Raw genomic sequence first — 15,254 nt, 5'->3', positions numbered from 1 at the left:
CGCGCTCCGAGGGCCCCTCCCCTACAAGACGTTCGCCGTCTTTACGCTCGTGTTGCTGACCGGCACGTCGATCCGGTCCCGAGCCACGACGACGCCGTCCTTGACGACGTAGCACTCGACGACGTGCTCGCCCTTGAAGTCCGAGCGCTCGATGCGGACTCCCCGCTTCCTCGAGTCGACGATCTGACCGCGGATCATGTCCCGCCGCTCGGCTTCCGGACCACGATTGAGTACCTTCCACTTGAATGTGTAGGGCTCCCCGACCGAGCAGCTGGTGACGACGAACCTCAAGCTCTTGTCGGCCTTGAGCAGGATCCCGCCGCGACGCATCGTGCGGAGCCAGGTGGGACGCCATCCGGACTGCGTGACCTCGCAGTCGATGGACACGGTCTCGGACACGTCGACCGGGAACTGGTCCTCGATGAATTCCTCGGTGTCCCTGAACGACCGGGACGACTCGCTCGCGCTCTTCGCCAGCGGCACCGACGTGCCGAAGACCTCGCGCCACTTCTTGTTCGCGGACGTCTTGCCTTCGTCCGCGATCGCCTCGAGGCACCGGTTGTACGCCTTCTTCGCCTTCGGCTGGAACTGCGCCTTGACGTGAACCCGCTGCCGGCTGCCCAGCGCCAGGTAGTACTCCTGCTCTGGTTGATCTTTGAGGAATTCGAAGAAGTCGCGGGCCATGAGGCCGAACGAGCCTGTACCCGCCGCGTCGTAGTCGTCGGTCTGGTCGAAGAAGTTGTAGACGAGGGTGTCGATGAGCAGGCCGCCAATGTTTACGCCGTTCGCGTTCTTCCATGCCCGTGCCATCCGGGCGAGGTGGCGCATGTTCGTCGAGGTGCGGTCGTTGCACTCCTTGGTCGCGGCGATCTCCTCGCGCGGCTTGGTGACCTTCCAGCCCTGAGCCTTCGTGTCCGGGTAGTCGAAGCTGCCGTCGGTGTTCTCGAATGCCGGCTGGACCTCGAACTTGAAGGCGTTGGACGTGAACCGCACTCGGACGACGCACTGGTCGACGCGGATCTCGGTGTTCTTGTACCGCGCCTTGAGGTCGTCGCGGACTCTCTCGAGAATCCTCCGCGGGCCGGTGCCCCCGTCGTAGCGTGACCGGATCCCGGGCGGGAGGATGAAGATCATGTCGAGGTCGGACACGCCCTTGATCGCGGTGTGCCGGCCGAACGATCCGACCATCAGCTTGTAGTCGGTACAGCTGTCCTTGTCGCGGAAGTCCTTGTTGAGCGCCTTCGTGATCTCGTCGCGCCGTGAGGCGACCGTCGTGGCCGTCTCCCCGACCTTCAGGTTCTTGAGAAGTGTTTCGAAGATCTCTGAGGTCTTCATCGTCATGCCTCGCCTTCGTCGAGCCGGAGCGCCTCCGGGAGGAAGAGGTCGATCTCGCGCGAGGTGAACGTCATCTCCTCGTTGTTCTGTAGCCCGCCCTGGGCGCGCGCGAACGCCCTGCTGCTCGTCCTGGGCGCGTCGGCGTAGGCGTCGCGCGCGGCCTGCTGCAGCTCGTCCCGTCGCTCTCGGCCCTCCGCGTTGGAGACTGTGCCGGACATCAGGTCGGCGATGAGGGAGATGTAGGACTCTCGGACGTCCCACAGCCGGGAGGCGATGCCGCGGTGGGCCTCGGACTCCTCCTCGAACTTGAAGGTTTTCGTCCCAAGGCTCATCCAGGTGACCAGGAGCGCGATAGAAGAGGTCGCGAGGCTCGTCAGCACTGCGTTGCCGAGCAGGCCGACCACCGCTGCAAGGAAGGTGCCCGAGCTGATCGCGGTGAGAGCAATGAGGACGCCCTGCTGCCACCGGTGCTTGGTGAAGCAGATGTCCGCCTGCTTCTCATGGGTCTTGTGGCTGTAGACCACGCGCCCGAAGGCCTCTCGCATCTGCGCCAGCAGATACGGGTCGCGGTCAGGCACCGCGTCGTTCTCGGGTGTCAATTCGCTCCTACTCGGTCGAGGACTCCTGGACATGCGCCTGAAAGTCAGTCGCACATCTTCTGAGTATGGCGGCGACCACTGACACTCCAACCGACTTGAGCTACCTCCCGTTCAGGCCGCGCTCGATCCGGCCCGCCCTGCAGTCCTCTCCGGGAGACGGGGCCGCGGCGGTCAGCGGGTGCTGTACGGATTGCGCAGCGCCTTAGTGATCGTCTTCATCTTTGCCTTCACCGGGTCCATGGCGGGGCCAGCGGTGTAGAAGCGTCCGCGGGCCTGCCCATGCGAGAGTAGCCATCCCGTGCGCACCATGGCCTTCATGTCGCGCATCGCCGTGTCCGAGCTCAGGTCAGCGTCCCGCTGGTACATCGTCCGGCGCACCTTTCCTCCGGCGAGGGCGGGCATCAGGGCGAAGGCCATGCGCTCGTCAAGGCCGGATGTCTCCACCTGATCGACGAGCAGGAGCCAGGCGTCGCGGAAGAACTCGATGCGCCGCTTCGCCGTCTGCGCCTGCATGTGGTGGGCGCCGAGACAGAATCTGATCCACGGCCCGGCGTCACGTTGAGGGCTCCACATCTCGCCGCCGACAACTTTGAGCATGTCGTAGTAGCGGTAGGTGTTCTGGCCGCGCCCGAGCCATTCCTCGATCGAGGAGAACTCCGAAGGCATCAGCGCCTCCCGCGAGAACACCAGCGTCGACAAGGCCCGGGATGTTCGGCCGTTGCCGTCGGCCCATGGGTGGATCTTCACGAGGTTCAGGTGGGCCATGGAAGCGCGAACGTGCACGGGCGAGTCGAGGTCGCCCTCGTTCAGCCACGCGACCAGCTCCGCCATGAGTCCGGGGACCGTCTCGTAGTCGGGCCCCGTGTAGTCCATGACCATGGGGTCATCGGGGCTCGTGATGTAGACAGGGCCCTTGCGGAGCCGGCCTGGCCGCTTATCGGGGTGATGCTCCTGGACCATGAAATGGAGACCGTTGAGGAGCCCCAGGTCGTAGCGGAATCCCTCTTCGGCGTCCGAGAGACCCTGGATGTAGGTCATAGCCCGCTGATAGCCCTCCACCTCCCTGCGGGTCTCGTCGCTGGCCTCCAAAGGATCCTCGCCGGACATCAGGGCCTCGACATCGTCCACCGACGCGGCGTAGCCCTCAATCGTGTTCGACCCGGCGATATTGCGTGCCGTGAGGTTCCGGCGGAGCTGCTTGGTCCAACGCACAGTGGGCCGTAGGAAGTGGCGGAGGTCTTCGCGCAGGGTCTCGATCTCAGCGAGAACCCGCTCGTCCTCCTCGGTCAGGGCGGGAGTCTGGAACAGCATGCAATAATGCAACCAAAAAGGTTGCATATCCGCAAGATGGCGCGCGTCATCAATGCGCCGCGAGCCGAAGCCAGTGGCTCTGCTCCCACCGGCCCCACCAAGGCATCGCAGACGCCCGCCCGCTGCACCCCCTGCCACCACCGATCACCGACCCGGACACCATCGCCCACCTCGACATACGACGACGCGACCCCCTCGGCATCGCGCACCCAGCTGTCATCCCCGGTGTCGGAGAGCGGAACAGCGATCCGCTGAACGCTGGCGATCGCGTCCATCCCCAGCGCGAGCGAGAGCCCTCCCGGATCCTCGTGGTAGTTCAGATAGCGGGCGACGCCGACGCCTGGCAGGCAGACCTCGTCGAGCACCATGCCGCCGACGAAGTTGCCGGGGTCGACGAGCCACCCCTCCCCCACCACGACGGATGGCTTCAGACGGACCCGATACAGATAGAACTGGCTGCCCTGGTCCGCCTGATCACGGCTCCGCCGCAGCATGTTGTGGACAGCGACCTCGTACGTACCGACGTGCAGGGCCTTCGCCGACTGCCGCGCGACCCACTCAGCGACCCGCTCACCGCCGCCCATCAACCTGCGTGTCTCGGAAGTCAGGAAGGCCGCCGGATCGAAGTCCCGCCTCGGCCAGTTCGGCTGCGTGCTCGTGTGGTACCAGAAGAGCCGTGCTACCCGGTCATCGTCGAGCGCCGAGTCCCCGGGGTCGACCGTTGCCGACAAAACGCGAGGGCTGAAGATCCTGGCTTCCGCTGCCCGCTCCGGAATCTTCAGAGGTGGCCCGGTCCCGCAACCGCTCTGACGGGACCGGGCTGCCTCGGGCTGAGGCACAGCGACTGAAGAAGGCCTCGCGCAGCGCCAGTACCAATAGGCGCATGGAGTGCGCAGGTTGGAGAGCGGCCAGGCGGGTACAGGCGTGCCTCTGACAGCCAGCGGCCGGCCCGGATCACAAGCTCGAAGCAAGGCCGCGCTTCACCCGAAGTGTGAGGTGAGGGAGGTGAGGACCCGGTCGCGGTCGACGTGGTCCAAAGAGGCAAGGAGCGCAGCGCACTGTGCCAGGACAGCCTCGCTACGTGGCTGCATCGCGCCCTTGTCCCGGACAGCGTCGCTGTTTTGAGCAGCGTCCAACTCCCTCGCCACAGCCCTCAGACTCTCTCGCAGCACCGTGCCGTCGGTTCCACGCGTCTTGTTGGCGTGGCAGTTGGGACACAGAGCGATCATGGCACTCGGGTGATCGCGGCCTCCCAGCGCATGGTCGTCAATGTGGTCGACTTCCAGCAAGCTGCTCCCCGCCGCCGTCCGGTAGGGAAGCAGGGGCAGGAAGCACCACGGGTTCTCGCACAAGCCTTCGCTGCGCAGCAGAACGGCCTGACGAGCCTCACGGTCGCGCACCCGCCGTACGCCAGCGGTGACGGCATGTTCTTGGTGGCGTCCTTCTGCCTCCCGCTCCTCCACTCGGCGTCGCAGCTCGCGGTATCGCTCCCGCGGCGGTACGGTCCACTCGCGGATCCTGTCTCGGGCGAACGACTGCGGCCACGGGGGCACCTCAGCGCGCGCCGTGCCTGCGCCGTGGTCTGTGTAGCGGGCGACTTCCTCCCACCATTGCCGTCCCAGCCCCAGCACTCGATGATGCCCGTCAGGGATCACTGGGTGGACGAAAAGCGGGCGCAAGCCGACTATCTCAGCAGCGGTCAGACCGACTTCGATGGTCTTTCCCATGCCGATGACAGTTTGTCTGGCCAGCTTGTAGCCCATACCGAACCGTCCCAGAACACGGGCTCGGCGGTCGCCCGTGGATGCCGGATGTCGCGCCTGCCGTCCCCTCAGCCACAGGGGCGGGTCCCGCCACTCCAGCCCGTCGCTACCCCGCACTTCTCCCCCTCGTTCTTCCCCTGTGACAGCCAATACGGCAGCTTCTCACCCACCACTGACAGCCAAGCGGTTGGTACGCGCTTCGATGCAGGCCGAGAGGTCAGCCGAGTTTCTGCAGCAACTGGTCGCGGGCTGTGAGATCGGGTCTGTGTAGCGAATGGCCCTGTCTCGCATTCGGTGGTGACGCAGAGTTGCGAGGGTCGTTGAGCGTCATGTGATGGATGTCAACGGGCTTGTGCGGATGGTGTTTTCGGGCTTGGCCCCGCTCGTCATGGACGATGTTGCTGACGAGGGTGAGCGGATCGTGGTGCGGGCCCGGACGCCGTGGGAGACTGCGGTCTGTCCGGTATGTGGTGCCTCGTCGGGACGGGTGCACGGCTATCACTGGCGGACGGTGGCCGACGTTCCGGTTGCGGGCGCCGGGTGGTGGTCCGTGTGCGGGTGCGGCGTCTGGTGTGTCCCACGCTCGGCTGCCGGCACACCTTCCGCGAGCAGGTGCCCGGGGTGCTGGAGCGATACCAGCGACGTACGGCCCGCCTGGCCAGACAGGTCAAGGCCGTGGTCAAAGAGTTAGCGGGCCGAGCAGGCGCGCGGTTGTTGGCGATGCTTGCGGTGGGCCTGTCACGTCACACGGCTTTGCGTACGCTGCTGCGCATCCCGTTGCCCGCCGGGCGGGTGCCCCGTGTGATCGGTGTCGACGACTTTGCCCTGCGCCGGCGGCACAGCTATGCCACCGTGGTGATCGACGCTGAGACCCATGAGCGGATCGACGTGCTGCCCGACCGCACGGCCGGCACGCTGGAAGCGTGGCTGCGCCGGCATCCAGGCGTCGAGGTCGTGTGCCGCGACGGCTCGACCATATACGCCGAGGCCATCCGCCGGGCGCTGCCCGAGGCGGTGCAGGTCGCCGACCGGTGGCACTTGTGGCACAACCTGTGTGAAGCCGCCCTCAGCGAGGTGAAGGCACACAGCACCTGCTGGGCCGCAGTGCTGGACGCGCCGATCTACGACGGGCCCCGCGCCCGGACCACTCTGGAGCGCTGGCACCAGGTGCACGGCCTGCTCGAGAAGGGTGTGGGCCTGCTCGAATGTGCCCGCCGCCTGCAACTCGCCCTCAACACCGTCAAACGCTACGCACGAGCGACCGGCCCGAGCGCATGCTCCGCGTCCCCAAATACCGCGCGAGCCTCGTCGACCCCTACCGCGAGCATCTGCGCAAACGCCGTGCCGAGGACCCCGCCGTCCCCGTCCAGCACCTCTTCGAAGAGATCAAGGCTCGCGGCTTCACCGGCTGCCTCAACCTCCTGCACAAGTACATCAACCAGGGCCGTGCAGACGCCGACCGAAGCCACATCTCCCCGCGCAGACTCGCCCGGATGCTGCTGACCAGGCCCGACAACCTCAAGGCCGAGCAGCACGAGCTCCTGGCCAAACTCACGGCCGCCTGCACCGAGATGACCCAACTGGCCGCAGGGGTAAGGGACTTTGCCCCGCTCCTGTCGCCTCACACCGAAAACGCCGACGCGCTCACACGCTGGGTCACCCAAGTCCGCAACGCCGACCTGCCCCACCTGCATGCCTTCGCCCGAGGTCTGGAACGAGACCGCGAGGCCGTGGATGCAGCCCTCACGCTCCCGTACAGCAACGGCCCCACCGAGGGCGTCAACACCAAGACCAAACGCATCGCGCGCCAGATGCACGGACGAGCAGGCTTCCCCCTCCTCCGCCACCGCATCCTCCTCGGATAGCGGCACACTCCGTCACCACCGAATACGAGACAGGGCCGTTAGATTTACACTCCCTAACTGGCGCGTAGTTCACAGGTGGATGGTGCTTGACTCAAACCAGGCCTGGAGTGTGGACTCCGCTCCGTCCGGGAGATCGTCCATGAATACCACGGCCAGGCCACGCTGGGCTCGCGAGCAGCAGACGTAGAACAGGTTGCGTGACCGTTCGGTACGGTCGGGCTTGTCAGTGCCGGCGAGCATCTTGCTGATGCTGTACCTGTTCCAGGCACGGTCGTCGACCACCACTACGACGTTCTCGAATTCGTCACCCTTGACACCGTGCTGGGTCGAGAACGGGGTGAGTTCGTCGATGAAGTGGGTGACGCTGATGACTTCACGGTAGGACACGGTGCGGAGGTTGTTGGAGAAGTCCGCTCGTCGCTGGTCTCGCTCGTCCAGGTCCGTTGCGGATCTCCGGCGTTCCAGGTCCTTGAGCTTTCCCGGCTGGGCGAGGAGATGGCCGTCAGCCATCAGATCGAGCACATCACCGACGGTGCCGGTGCTGCGTACGACGTCGAGTGCACGGATCGCGTCACTGATGGCTCGTTTGTGGGCCTGACGGGTGATCCGTGTCCGTCCCTCGTCCAGCAGGTCGGTCAGCCCGGCGAAGTCGTTGTTGCGGAACGCGGCGCTGATGGCCTCGATGCGGGTGAGGTACTGGATGTACGGCTCGTTGCGTGCCATGAGGTCGTCGGGACCGTAGCGGCCCAGCTTTCGATACTGCTCCAGGAGGTTGGCGTACTCCAGGGTGCCGGCTATCCCTCGATGGGTGAGCAGCAGGTATTTGCTGTTCTCCCGTGTCCAGCCGTTCCGGGCGAGTATTGCTTCGGCGGCGGTGAGTCGCGCAGGGCCGGCCGGGATGCTGCTGTTGAGGAACAAGTGGACCTCGCCGGTCTGCTGCTTGCCGACGGCGTCCTGGGTGAGCTCGGGACGCATCCGGTTGAGCACCTCGACGACCGGAGGCGAGCACCGGTAGTTCTCGTGCTTGGTGATCTCGGTGAGGCGGCCGGGCCGTTTTACCGCTCCGACGCCCGACTCGTAGATCTTCTGCATGGAGTCGCCGAAGAGACCGACCACGCATTTCTCGCGGCCTGCGCCCGCCAGGTGGTCCAGCAGCAACTGGATCGTCTTGGGTGAAGTGTCCTGGTACTCGTCGACAAAGATGACCGGGTACTTGCTGCAGATGATACGTGTGAGCTTGGGGTGGGCCGTGACGAGACGGAGCGACAGCGCAATGACGTCGTCGTGGGAGATACGCCCCTCGTGCAGCCTGCGCCCGCGGTCGGAATACTCGATGACGGGAGGATCGGTGGCATCATCCAAGTCTTCCGGTTTGGACAGGTCCTTGTTGTAGTCCAGGATCTGCTGCCAGAGCTCAAGCTGGTACGGCTGGATGACACTCCACAGGAATTCGTGGATGGTGTCGACATCGACGAGCGGGTCTGCGGCGATGCGTTCGACGATCTTTTTCTTGGCGACGTTGGTGTAGGTGATGCAGGCGATCCGCCGACCGTGTGCCTCCAGGTCTGTGCGGTGGTGGGTCAGGAGGTGCTGCAGGGCGCGCACCAGGGTGGTCGTCTTGCCGGCACCGGCCCCTGCTTCGACGAGGAAGCTGCGCCGGGCCTCCAGCTCGGCGGTGACGGCTTCGAGGGTGTCTAGGCGAGCCACTGCAGTCCTTCGGCGATGTAGCGGGGAACGGCCCAGTCCTCCAAGAGCATGACGTCGAAGGCGAAGTCCGTCTTGTGGTCGCTGAGTTGCTGTGCGATGTCGTAGGCCTTGGCTTCGATGTCGTCGGCGTCGGGGTCGGCCCCGACCTCCTTGACGAAGGCCGTCTTCAGGGCGAGCTGGCGGAAGCCACGTGCGAGGGGTACCGCGTTGGCGATGATGAAGGCGTCCTCGAAGCTCCGCGCGCAGGCTCCCGAATCCTTCTCCGGGATCTGGTAGGCGACGCGGACGTGTCCTTGCTCTTTGTCGGCCGGGTCGGTGGCGAGCAGCTCGGCGATGCTGGACTTTGCGGGCAGCCAGCTCTTGAGCGTCGTGTTCGAGGTGACCGTCTGCCCCTGGCCGGGTGGGCAGGCCCTGCGGTGCTTGGGGCACACGGAGTCGATGTCGGTGATGACGAGGGTCTTGACGTTCAGGAAGGCGAGCAGTTCCCGGAAGCGGACGGCGTAGGCATCGCCGACCTCGATGACCGATACGTACTGGTGCAGAAGTCCCTTGGCGCATCGCCTGACCATTTCCGGCAGGATCAGCCGTTCCGCGGTGCCCTCGATCAGGATCACCTTGTCGGCGAAGAACATGTCACACCGGTGCAAGACCATGTACTGGCGCAGGAAACGCAGGGTCTCGTCACCCTGCGGAGTGGCCTTCACGTTGGCCTCGAAGGTCGAGAGATCCTTGACCGTGAGCTGCGGCTCGGAACGGTCGAAGTAGCGCACCGTGTGGAAGCCGCTGCTGGCGACGATGTGGGAGGAGTGCGTGGTGATGACCACCTGCACCTTCCAGCCCGTCTTGCGGTCGATGAAGTCCTGGATGTTCTTGATGAACGTCTCCTGCATCTGGGGATGCAGATGGGCTTCGGGCTCCTCGATGAACAGCACCTGCAGCGCTGGCTTGGGCGTGGTGCGCTCGTAGGTCTGGTGAAAGCTGATGACCTGCAGGATAGTAAAGATGAGCTTGCTGTAGCCCAGCCCGTTGTGCCCTTCGGGAAGATGGAAGTCGTCGTCCCCGGACGGGTACTGGATGCGGGTACTCCCGCGCAGGATGCCTGAGGCCTCGATGAGGGAGACGATGCGGGGCTTCTGGACCGGGGTGATGGTGCCCACCCCGAAGGTGCGCAGGTCCTCGAAGATCGGGTCGAACAGCGTGGCGTAGTTGTCATCGAGCTGCTGCGAGGCGGACGCCAGAGCGGTCTCGATCTGCTCGATGCTCTGATGACGGTCCTCGTTGCCGCTGTTGACCTTGTAGTAGGCCTCGAACGTCTTCGACAACGTGCGGGCCTTGTCGCTCGGCGTGTCATCCATCTTGGTCTGCGCGTAGACGAACTTGACCGACAGGATGGCCTCGGCGGCGCCGCGCTTGATCTCCTTGCGGACGTTCTCGTCCAAGGGGCTGACCGCGCGATAAGCCGGGGCGAAGTAGTCCGAGAAGTTCTTGCGCAGCCACTTGATGCGATCGAACTGCTCCCGCTGGCTGGCCGACCAGAAGTCCTTGAGGAAGTCGTTTGGCCGAGCAACTTCAAGCGCTGCCTCGATCTTGACCTCGAAGCAGGTGTCGTCCAGGTCGAGGATCACACCCGTGAGCGGCGCGAGGTCGTCGTCTTCCCTGTATTCGATGGTGAGGACCAACTGGATGGCTGGGACGAGGTCGTAGGCCTTGGCCAGCAGGTCCTCGCTCGTCTCGGAGTCTCCACGGCCGGCATGCGCCTGAGCCTCGCCGAAGATCTGCCGCGCCTGCTCGATGTCGGCGATACGGCAGGTAGAGAAGTCCTCCAGGACGAACCTCGTATCCTCCTCACCGAAGAACTTCTCGAAGAGATTGACGAACGACGTCTTGCCGCTGTTGTTGCGCCCGACGATGAGAGTGGCCTTCGGATCAACCCGGACGTCCACCCTCTCCAGGGCACGAAAGTTGATCACCTCGGCATGCGTCAGCTGCATCTCACTCCCGACATCGTCTCCAACCCCGGCTCCCGGGACGGCATATGCACGCGACTGCCGAGAGCCAGAGAAGTATCTGATACGGAAGGGGCAGAGTTGCCTACTTGGCTCAAAGTGGTCAGAGGTGTGACGAGTTGGGTCTATTTCGGTCGTTGCTGATCGGTCTCTGTCTTTGATCCCGCGCGAGGAGCCCGGTGATGAAACAACATGGACAGGACTTGTTGGATGCCAAAAGTCCCGCACATGCATTGAGCTGGGAGTTCGCCAGACCGTCGTGATCTTCGTCAGGTTGTGTTGCGGTACTCGTGGATGAGTCCGCTGAGGACGTCGTGGCGCTGGAAGTGTTGGGCGGGGAAGGGGATGACGTCCGGATCGTCGGCTGGCGCGCGAAGGTGCAGGGCCCGGTGCAAAGCAGCGGGCACGGCGGGAGCAAGTGCGGTTCGAGGCTGCCGAGTTATTTACGCAAGGGGCGACGCCGTCGCAGGTTGCGCGGCGGTTACGGGTCTCACGGTCTGCCTGTGCCCGGCGTGCCCGCTGGCGAGAGGACGGCGTTGAGGGGCTGCGGTCGAAGGGCCGTCGGGGCGTCCTTTACAGATGAAGCCCGAGTGGCGGGCGTGCCTGGCGGCGGAACTGGAGAAGGGACCGGCCGCGCACGGCTGGACGGAGGACCAGCGCTGGACGCTGGCCCGAGTGTCCACCGTGATCGTCCGGCGATGCCACGTGCGCTTCAGGCAGGCCCAGACTCGCCGCATCCTGCGCCGGATGGGCTGGACGGTGCAGGTGCAGGTGCGGCGGGTGCCGAACACGACGAGGAGGCCGTGGCCACGTGGATCAAGGAAACGTGGCCGCGGCCGCTCCCAGCGGACAGCGAGTCGCTTGAACTGGTGGAGCAGACCTTCGCCCTGCTCCACCAGGTCAAACGCCTTGCCGTGCGATGGGAGCGCCGCACCGAGCTCCAAGACGCCTTCGTCTCATTGGCCTGCGGCCTCATCTGCTGGAGGCGACTGAAGAAGCGCCGATCATGATCGTGTCACGAGCTTTTGGCTACAACTCACACCACTCACCCAGAGGGCCGACCACCCGCGTCTGGGTGAAGCCGTGCACCAGGTTCCACGCCTGGTCGATGTCCAGGACGAAGTCGCCCGTGAACGCGGCGAGGTCATCCATGATCGGAACTTCGACCTCGGCGCCCGAAGGCACGGTGCCGTCTCCTGCAAGCAGAGACATCCGCTCGATGTCAATCACCAGATGGACGACCGCGTGATCATCTCGGAAGGCCAGGATCAGCACCGGGAACTCCTTGTTCGGCGACCGGACCTCGATGTACCCCGCGCCACGGGAACGCAGGTCGTTGAAGCGGTCCGACAGATCCTTCACCTCTGAACGTCTTTCAACCGGAGAGAACAGCCCCGATTCCGGCGACGTCGCCGCCCACACCACGCTCACCCAGCTCCCTTCCTCACAGCCCCATCGCCCACGATCCAGGGCCGCGCTCCCACGCTCCACCACGACACGACTACTGGGACTGGGGCGTCCCATTCGAAGGTAGATCATTCCCGGTCAACGTCACGGGGATCCGGTTTCCGCGGGACAGCCAGGGCACCTCCAGGAGGTCATCTGCCTCACGCGTCGTGGGAGGCGTCGGACTGGGCCTCGCGGACGGCCTGCTTCGCTCGGCGCTGAGCTCGCATACCCGTGCCGGGCTTGTCCGCTGCTTCCCAGTCGGGTTCCGGCCCGGGATCCTTCGTGGGGATCTTGGTCACCTCCAGACCGGCTGCCCGTCCGCGGGTGTGCTGTCCGGTGTCGCAGGTCAAAAGCCGTACCCGGCGTGCGGCAAGCGACTGGATAGCCACGGCCCGGTCGATGATCTCGTCATCCGCGAGGGGGAGGCGCACATGGCCAGGCGGATCCAGGACGATCTCCATGTTCACCTCGCCCCGTACCTCGCCGTCCTGCGAGATGAGCTCCTGGCGGTGCAGGATCCCGAACGTCGAGCCGCCGAGGATCTGGTCGAGGAGGCCAAGCGTGTGGGGGGCGCGCCAGCGAGCCTGTTGCTTGCCAGCCTCTTTGAGGGCATCGAGTTCGTCGACCACGACCATCGGGAACAGCAGCCGGATGTGCTCGCCGCTGGGAAGACCGAGCACCTTGTGCATGTCGACGTCTGCCAGCTTGACGGGGTTGTGGATGTAGAAGCTGGAGTCCGCGACGACGAACCACTCCGGACCGTTCCAACGGCTGATCTGCGCGTCGAGGGCCGTCTGGGCCTCCTCAAACGCATGGACACGTTCAGTGATTTCGAGGTCCACCAGGCCGTTGACGAGTCGCTCCTGGGCCGTGCCGGCGAGCGTCCCGCAGTTGGCAAGCAGAACCTGGTACCGGCTGGTGAAAACCAGGGTGTCGAGGTCCTTGGCGCTGACCTGGGAACGCAGAACACCCGCCGTGTCCGTGGCCCAGTTGAGGTACCGCAGGAGGCGCTTGTAGGCGTTCGCCTCTGGAAGTCGGAGGTTGAGGGCGTTGGTGTGGATCTCTGTGAGTAGACGGCGGATGTATTTCCGGTCAGCCCCGGGTCGGGGTGTTATGAGCATGGCGCTGATCCTGTCAGGGAGGACCGACAGCGCCGTCCTGGTGGGGGTGAGTTCAGGAGGTGGCTCGGCTCACGGCGCTGGCTCGGCGACCACATCGCGACGGGCATGAACGTCGACTGCTACCAGCGCGCGGAACACCGCTGCCGACTGATGCCGGGGCTGATCCTGCGCGACCTGGACCTGCTGGTGCAGGCCTCTGAGGTCACCGACGTCGGCATCTCTGTCTCCGCCGGCTTCACCGACCCCGCGCTATGGCGCACCGTGGAGCCGGGCGCGCCCGCCCCCGGACGCCGCCCCCGGACGCCGCCTCCTGCCGTCGTACGCGACCTCGCCGAGCACGGCATAGGCTGCGGGGTCCTGATGGCCCCGGTGATCCCGCTCCTCAGCGACGACCCGGCCCAGCGGTCTTCTTCATCGGCTGGGACCTGCTGGGCGCCCGATCCCTCAAGCGCGAGCGGCAGCTCAGCGCCTCGACCCTGTTCGACCTGGTCAGGCTCGCCTTCGGCGTGGTGGCCGGGTCAGGGACGTCGACCGCTCCGGTGATCGCCTGCCCGCAGGTACTCACGTGCTGCCCGGATCGCCGTTGCCGTCGCCATGGCCCCTCCCCGTCACGTACGGTCGTTCTATGGCACCTGACAGGTCTACCGTAGGTGTAATCATGACCGTCGATGCGTTCCGGGTGTCACTGGATGTGGGCGAGTCCTCGGCGGAGGGTGCGGGTGAGGTGTTCGGGGTCGGTGAAGGCGGTGTTGGCCATCCACCCTCGCCGCAGCAGGGACCAGATGCCCTCCACGGGGTTCAGATCCGGGCTGCAGGAGGGGAGTTGGATGACGGTGAGCCATTCGTGGTCGGCCGCGCACTTCCGTATCCCGGCGGCACGATGGGTGTTCAAGATGCCCCTATGTTGCGTCAAGTGGCAGTAGTTGTGGTGGTGAAGGCAGTCGTCGGTTGGATCTGCCGGTAGATCTCGCGGGCCACGTAGCGTTTGAGGCAGCGGATGATCTCGCGTTTCGACATGCCCTGCTTCGTGCGTCGCTCGAGGTAGCTGCGCGTGCGGGTGTCACGGCGGAGGCGTGTCACGACGATGCGGTAGAGGGCAGCGTTGGCCTGGCGGTTGCCGCCGCGGTTCAGCCGTCGTCGCCGGGTTTTTCCGGAGGACTGCTCGACGGGACTGACGCCGCACAGAGCAGCGAAGGATGCCTCACTGGCCAGCCGCTCCGGGTTGTCGCCAGCGGCGATCAGCAGGGCAGCGGCACTGTCGGGCCCGACGCCGACGATGTCCAAGAGTTGCGGATGATGGGTGCGGACGCCTCGGTCGACCCTATGAGTGAGTTCCTTCACCTCGCAGGTCAGCTGCTGGACGCGGCGGGCCAGCAGCCTGAGAGTGAAAACGGCCGCGCTCCCGGTGTCCGGAAGGTCCGCGCATCGGGCGATCAGCGCCGAGTTGCTGAGTTCGGACAAGGATTCACGCAGCTCGGGATCGATGCCTAGGAGTACGGACTTGAGCTGGTTGTTCGCCTGTGTTCGGGCTTTGACAGCCGACTCCTTCGCCAGCCGGAGCACACGCATGTCGGCGGCCGGGCCCTCGCCCGTCTTGGGCGTGACGGCGGCACGTCCGGACAAGACCGCGCGGGCTGCGGCATCCGCATCGACGGCATCGGGCTTGCCTCGCTTGCGCCGCGTGGCGCGATCGGGCTGATTGACCTCGACGACCTGAATATTTTCCCGGCTCAGGAACCGTGCCAGGGCAGCTCCGTAGGAGCCGGTGCACTCCACTCCCGCACGATGCAGGACCCCGAAGGAGCGGGCCCAGGCGAGGAGTTGGCGGTATCCGGCGGCGGTCGCCGGGAACTCCTGGTGGGCCAGGAGCGCGCCGAGGACGGTGATCACGGCGGCGACGTGCACGTCCTTGTGGGTGTCAACGCCAAGTATCACGTCCTCTGCCGGCTGTTCTTCTGGCCGTTCGGGCAGAGTCGTTTGGGGCATGCTGGTGACGGTCACGCGGCTCCTTGATCGGCATGGGGTTCATGGCCGACGCCAGGCCGGTGGGCAGTCAGAACTGTGACGGTGCCTTGTACGGCAAGGCCCCTATCGGGAC

At 65.4% G+C, this 15,254-nt stretch carries 12 protein-coding genes and 4 pseudogenes; 5 read left to right on the top strand and 11 right to left on the bottom strand.

What is annotated here, in order from left to right; genetic code table 11:
- Positions 1–21 precede the first annotated feature (21 nt).
- The 5 genes from ACFW6B_RS30865 to ACFW6B_RS30845 all read right to left on the bottom strand — a co-directional run bounded on the left by ACFW6B_RS30865 (position 22) and on the right by ACFW6B_RS30845 (position 4,972).
- Positions 22–1,341 carry a nucleotidyltransferase gene (locus ACFW6B_RS30865; RefSeq protein ID WP_386601116.1) on the bottom strand — a complete coding sequence of 440 codons (1,320 nt, stop codon included), beginning with the start codon at positions 1,339–1,341 and terminating at the stop codon, positions 22–24.
- On the bottom strand, positions 1,338–1,934 hold the full coding sequence (locus ACFW6B_RS30860) for an SLATT domain-containing protein (RefSeq protein ID WP_386601114.1): 597 nt from the start codon (positions 1,932–1,934) through the stop codon (positions 1,338–1,340). The genes ACFW6B_RS30865 and ACFW6B_RS30860 overlap by 4 nt, the downstream gene beginning before the upstream one ends.
- Positions 1,935–2,105: 171 nt before the next feature.
- A complete protein-coding gene (locus ACFW6B_RS30855) occupies positions 2,106–3,245 on the bottom strand; it encodes a Fic family protein (RefSeq protein ID WP_386601112.1) in 1,140 nt (379 codons plus the stop codon).
- A complete protein-coding gene (locus ACFW6B_RS30850) occupies positions 3,221–3,976 on the bottom strand; it encodes a hypothetical protein (protein WP_386601110.1) in 756 nt (251 codons plus the stop codon). The genes ACFW6B_RS30855 and ACFW6B_RS30850 overlap by 25 nt, the downstream gene beginning before the upstream one ends.
- 249 nt (positions 3,977–4,225) lie before the next feature.
- Positions 4,226–4,972, bottom strand: a complete 747-nt coding sequence (locus ACFW6B_RS30845) for an HNH endonuclease (protein WP_386601108.1) — start codon at positions 4,970–4,972, stop codon at positions 4,226–4,228.
- A 370-nt stretch (positions 4,973–5,342) separates the two neighbouring features.
- Between ACFW6B_RS30845 and ACFW6B_RS30840 the strand changes: the two are divergent.
- Positions 5,343–6,873 (top strand): annotated as a pseudogene (locus ACFW6B_RS30840) (ISL3 family transposase).
- A 69-nt stretch (positions 6,874–6,942) separates the two neighbouring features.
- Here ACFW6B_RS30840 and ACFW6B_RS30835 read toward each other — a convergent pair.
- Both ACFW6B_RS30835 and ACFW6B_RS30830 read right to left on the bottom strand, forming a co-directional pair.
- Positions 6,943–8,580, bottom strand: a complete 1,638-nt coding sequence (locus ACFW6B_RS30835) for a UvrD-helicase domain-containing protein (RefSeq protein WP_386601106.1) — start codon at positions 8,578–8,580, stop codon at positions 6,943–6,945.
- Positions 8,568–10,571 (bottom strand): ATP-dependent endonuclease, encoded by a 2,004-nt coding sequence (locus ACFW6B_RS30830; protein ID WP_386601104.1) that lies wholly within the window; start codon positions 10,569–10,571, stop codon positions 8,568–8,570. Before ACFW6B_RS30830 ends, ACFW6B_RS30835 begins: the two co-directional genes overlap by 13 nt.
- Positions 10,572–11,004: 433 nt before the next feature.
- Here ACFW6B_RS30830 and ACFW6B_RS30825 point away from each other — a divergent pair, with 433 nt between their 5' ends.
- The 3 genes and pseudogenes from ACFW6B_RS30825 to ACFW6B_RS30815 all read left to right on the top strand — a co-directional run bounded on the left by ACFW6B_RS30825 (position 11,005) and on the right by ACFW6B_RS30815 (position 11,596).
- Positions 11,005–11,169, top strand: a complete 165-nt coding sequence (locus tag ACFW6B_RS30825) for a helix-turn-helix domain-containing protein (RefSeq protein WP_386601101.1) — start codon at positions 11,005–11,007, stop codon at positions 11,167–11,169.
- Positions 11,166–11,342: pseudogene (locus ACFW6B_RS30820) on the top strand (winged helix-turn-helix domain-containing protein); the annotation flags it as partial. The gene ACFW6B_RS30825 and the pseudogene ACFW6B_RS30820, both read left to right, overlap by 4 nt.
- A gap of 47 nt (positions 11,343–11,389) precedes the next feature.
- Entirely contained in the window at positions 11,390–11,596 is a 207-nt protein-coding gene (locus ACFW6B_RS30815) for a hypothetical protein (protein WP_386601229.1), read from the top strand.
- A 19-nt stretch (positions 11,597–11,615) separates the two neighbouring features.
- On the opposite strand, the gene ACFW6B_RS30810 is transcribed toward ACFW6B_RS30815, so the two are convergent.
- Entirely contained in the window at positions 11,616–12,017 is a 402-nt protein-coding gene (locus tag ACFW6B_RS30810; RefSeq protein WP_386601099.1) for a hypothetical protein, read from the bottom strand.
- 176 nt (positions 12,018–12,193) lie between these two features.
- Positions 12,194–13,156, bottom strand: coding sequence for a PIN domain-containing protein (locus tag ACFW6B_RS30805; RefSeq protein WP_386601097.1), 963 nt, complete (start codon positions 13,154–13,156; stop codon positions 12,194–12,196).
- Positions 13,157–13,210: 54 nt separating this feature from the next.
- Between ACFW6B_RS30805 and ACFW6B_RS30800 the strand changes: the two are divergent.
- Positions 13,211–13,558 (top strand): annotated as a pseudogene (locus ACFW6B_RS30800) (radical SAM protein); the annotation flags it as partial.
- 280 nt (positions 13,559–13,838) lie between these two features.
- Here the strand turns inward: ACFW6B_RS30800 and ACFW6B_RS30795 are convergent.
- Together ACFW6B_RS30795 and ACFW6B_RS30790 are read right to left on the bottom strand one after the other, a co-directional pair.
- Positions 13,839–14,057 (bottom strand): annotated as a pseudogene (locus tag ACFW6B_RS30795) (transposase); the annotation flags it as partial.
- A gap of 8 nt (positions 14,058–14,065) precedes the next feature.
- Positions 14,066–15,157: an IS110 family transposase gene (locus ACFW6B_RS30790; protein WP_386601095.1), complete on the bottom strand. Its 1,092-nt coding sequence runs from the start codon at positions 15,155–15,157 to the stop codon at positions 14,066–14,068.
- Positions 15,158–15,254: the final 97 nt, after the last annotated feature.

Origin of the sequence: Streptomyces sp. NPDC058751 (genome assembly GCF_042746485.1) — a bacterium.
Taxonomy (GTDB): Bacteria; Actinomycetota; Actinomycetes; order Streptomycetales; family Streptomycetaceae; genus Streptomyces.
This window is presented reverse-complemented; position numbering and strand designations above follow the sequence as displayed.

What these genes read in the sequence shown, in the direction of transcription:
- ACFW6B_RS30805 (WP_386601097.1), bottom strand. Translation starts at nt 13,156, where the DNA reads ATGCTCATAACACCCCGACCCGGGGCTGACCGGAAATACATCCGCCGT.
- ACFW6B_RS30830 (WP_386601104.1), bottom strand. Translation starts at nt 10,571, where the DNA reads ATGCAGCTGACGCATGCCGAGGTGATCAACTTTCGTGCCCTGGAGAGG.
- ACFW6B_RS30845 (WP_386601108.1), bottom strand. Translation starts at nt 4,972, where the DNA reads ATGGGAAAGACCATCGAAGTCGGTCTGACCGCTGCTGAGATAGTCGGC.
- ACFW6B_RS30855 (WP_386601112.1), bottom strand. Translation starts at nt 3,245, where the DNA reads ATGCTGTTCCAGACTCCCGCCCTGACCGAGGAGGACGAGCGGGTTCTC.
- ACFW6B_RS30865 (WP_386601116.1), bottom strand. Translation starts at nt 1,341, where the DNA reads ATGACGATGAAGACCTCAGAGATCTTCGAAACACTTCTCAAGAACCTG.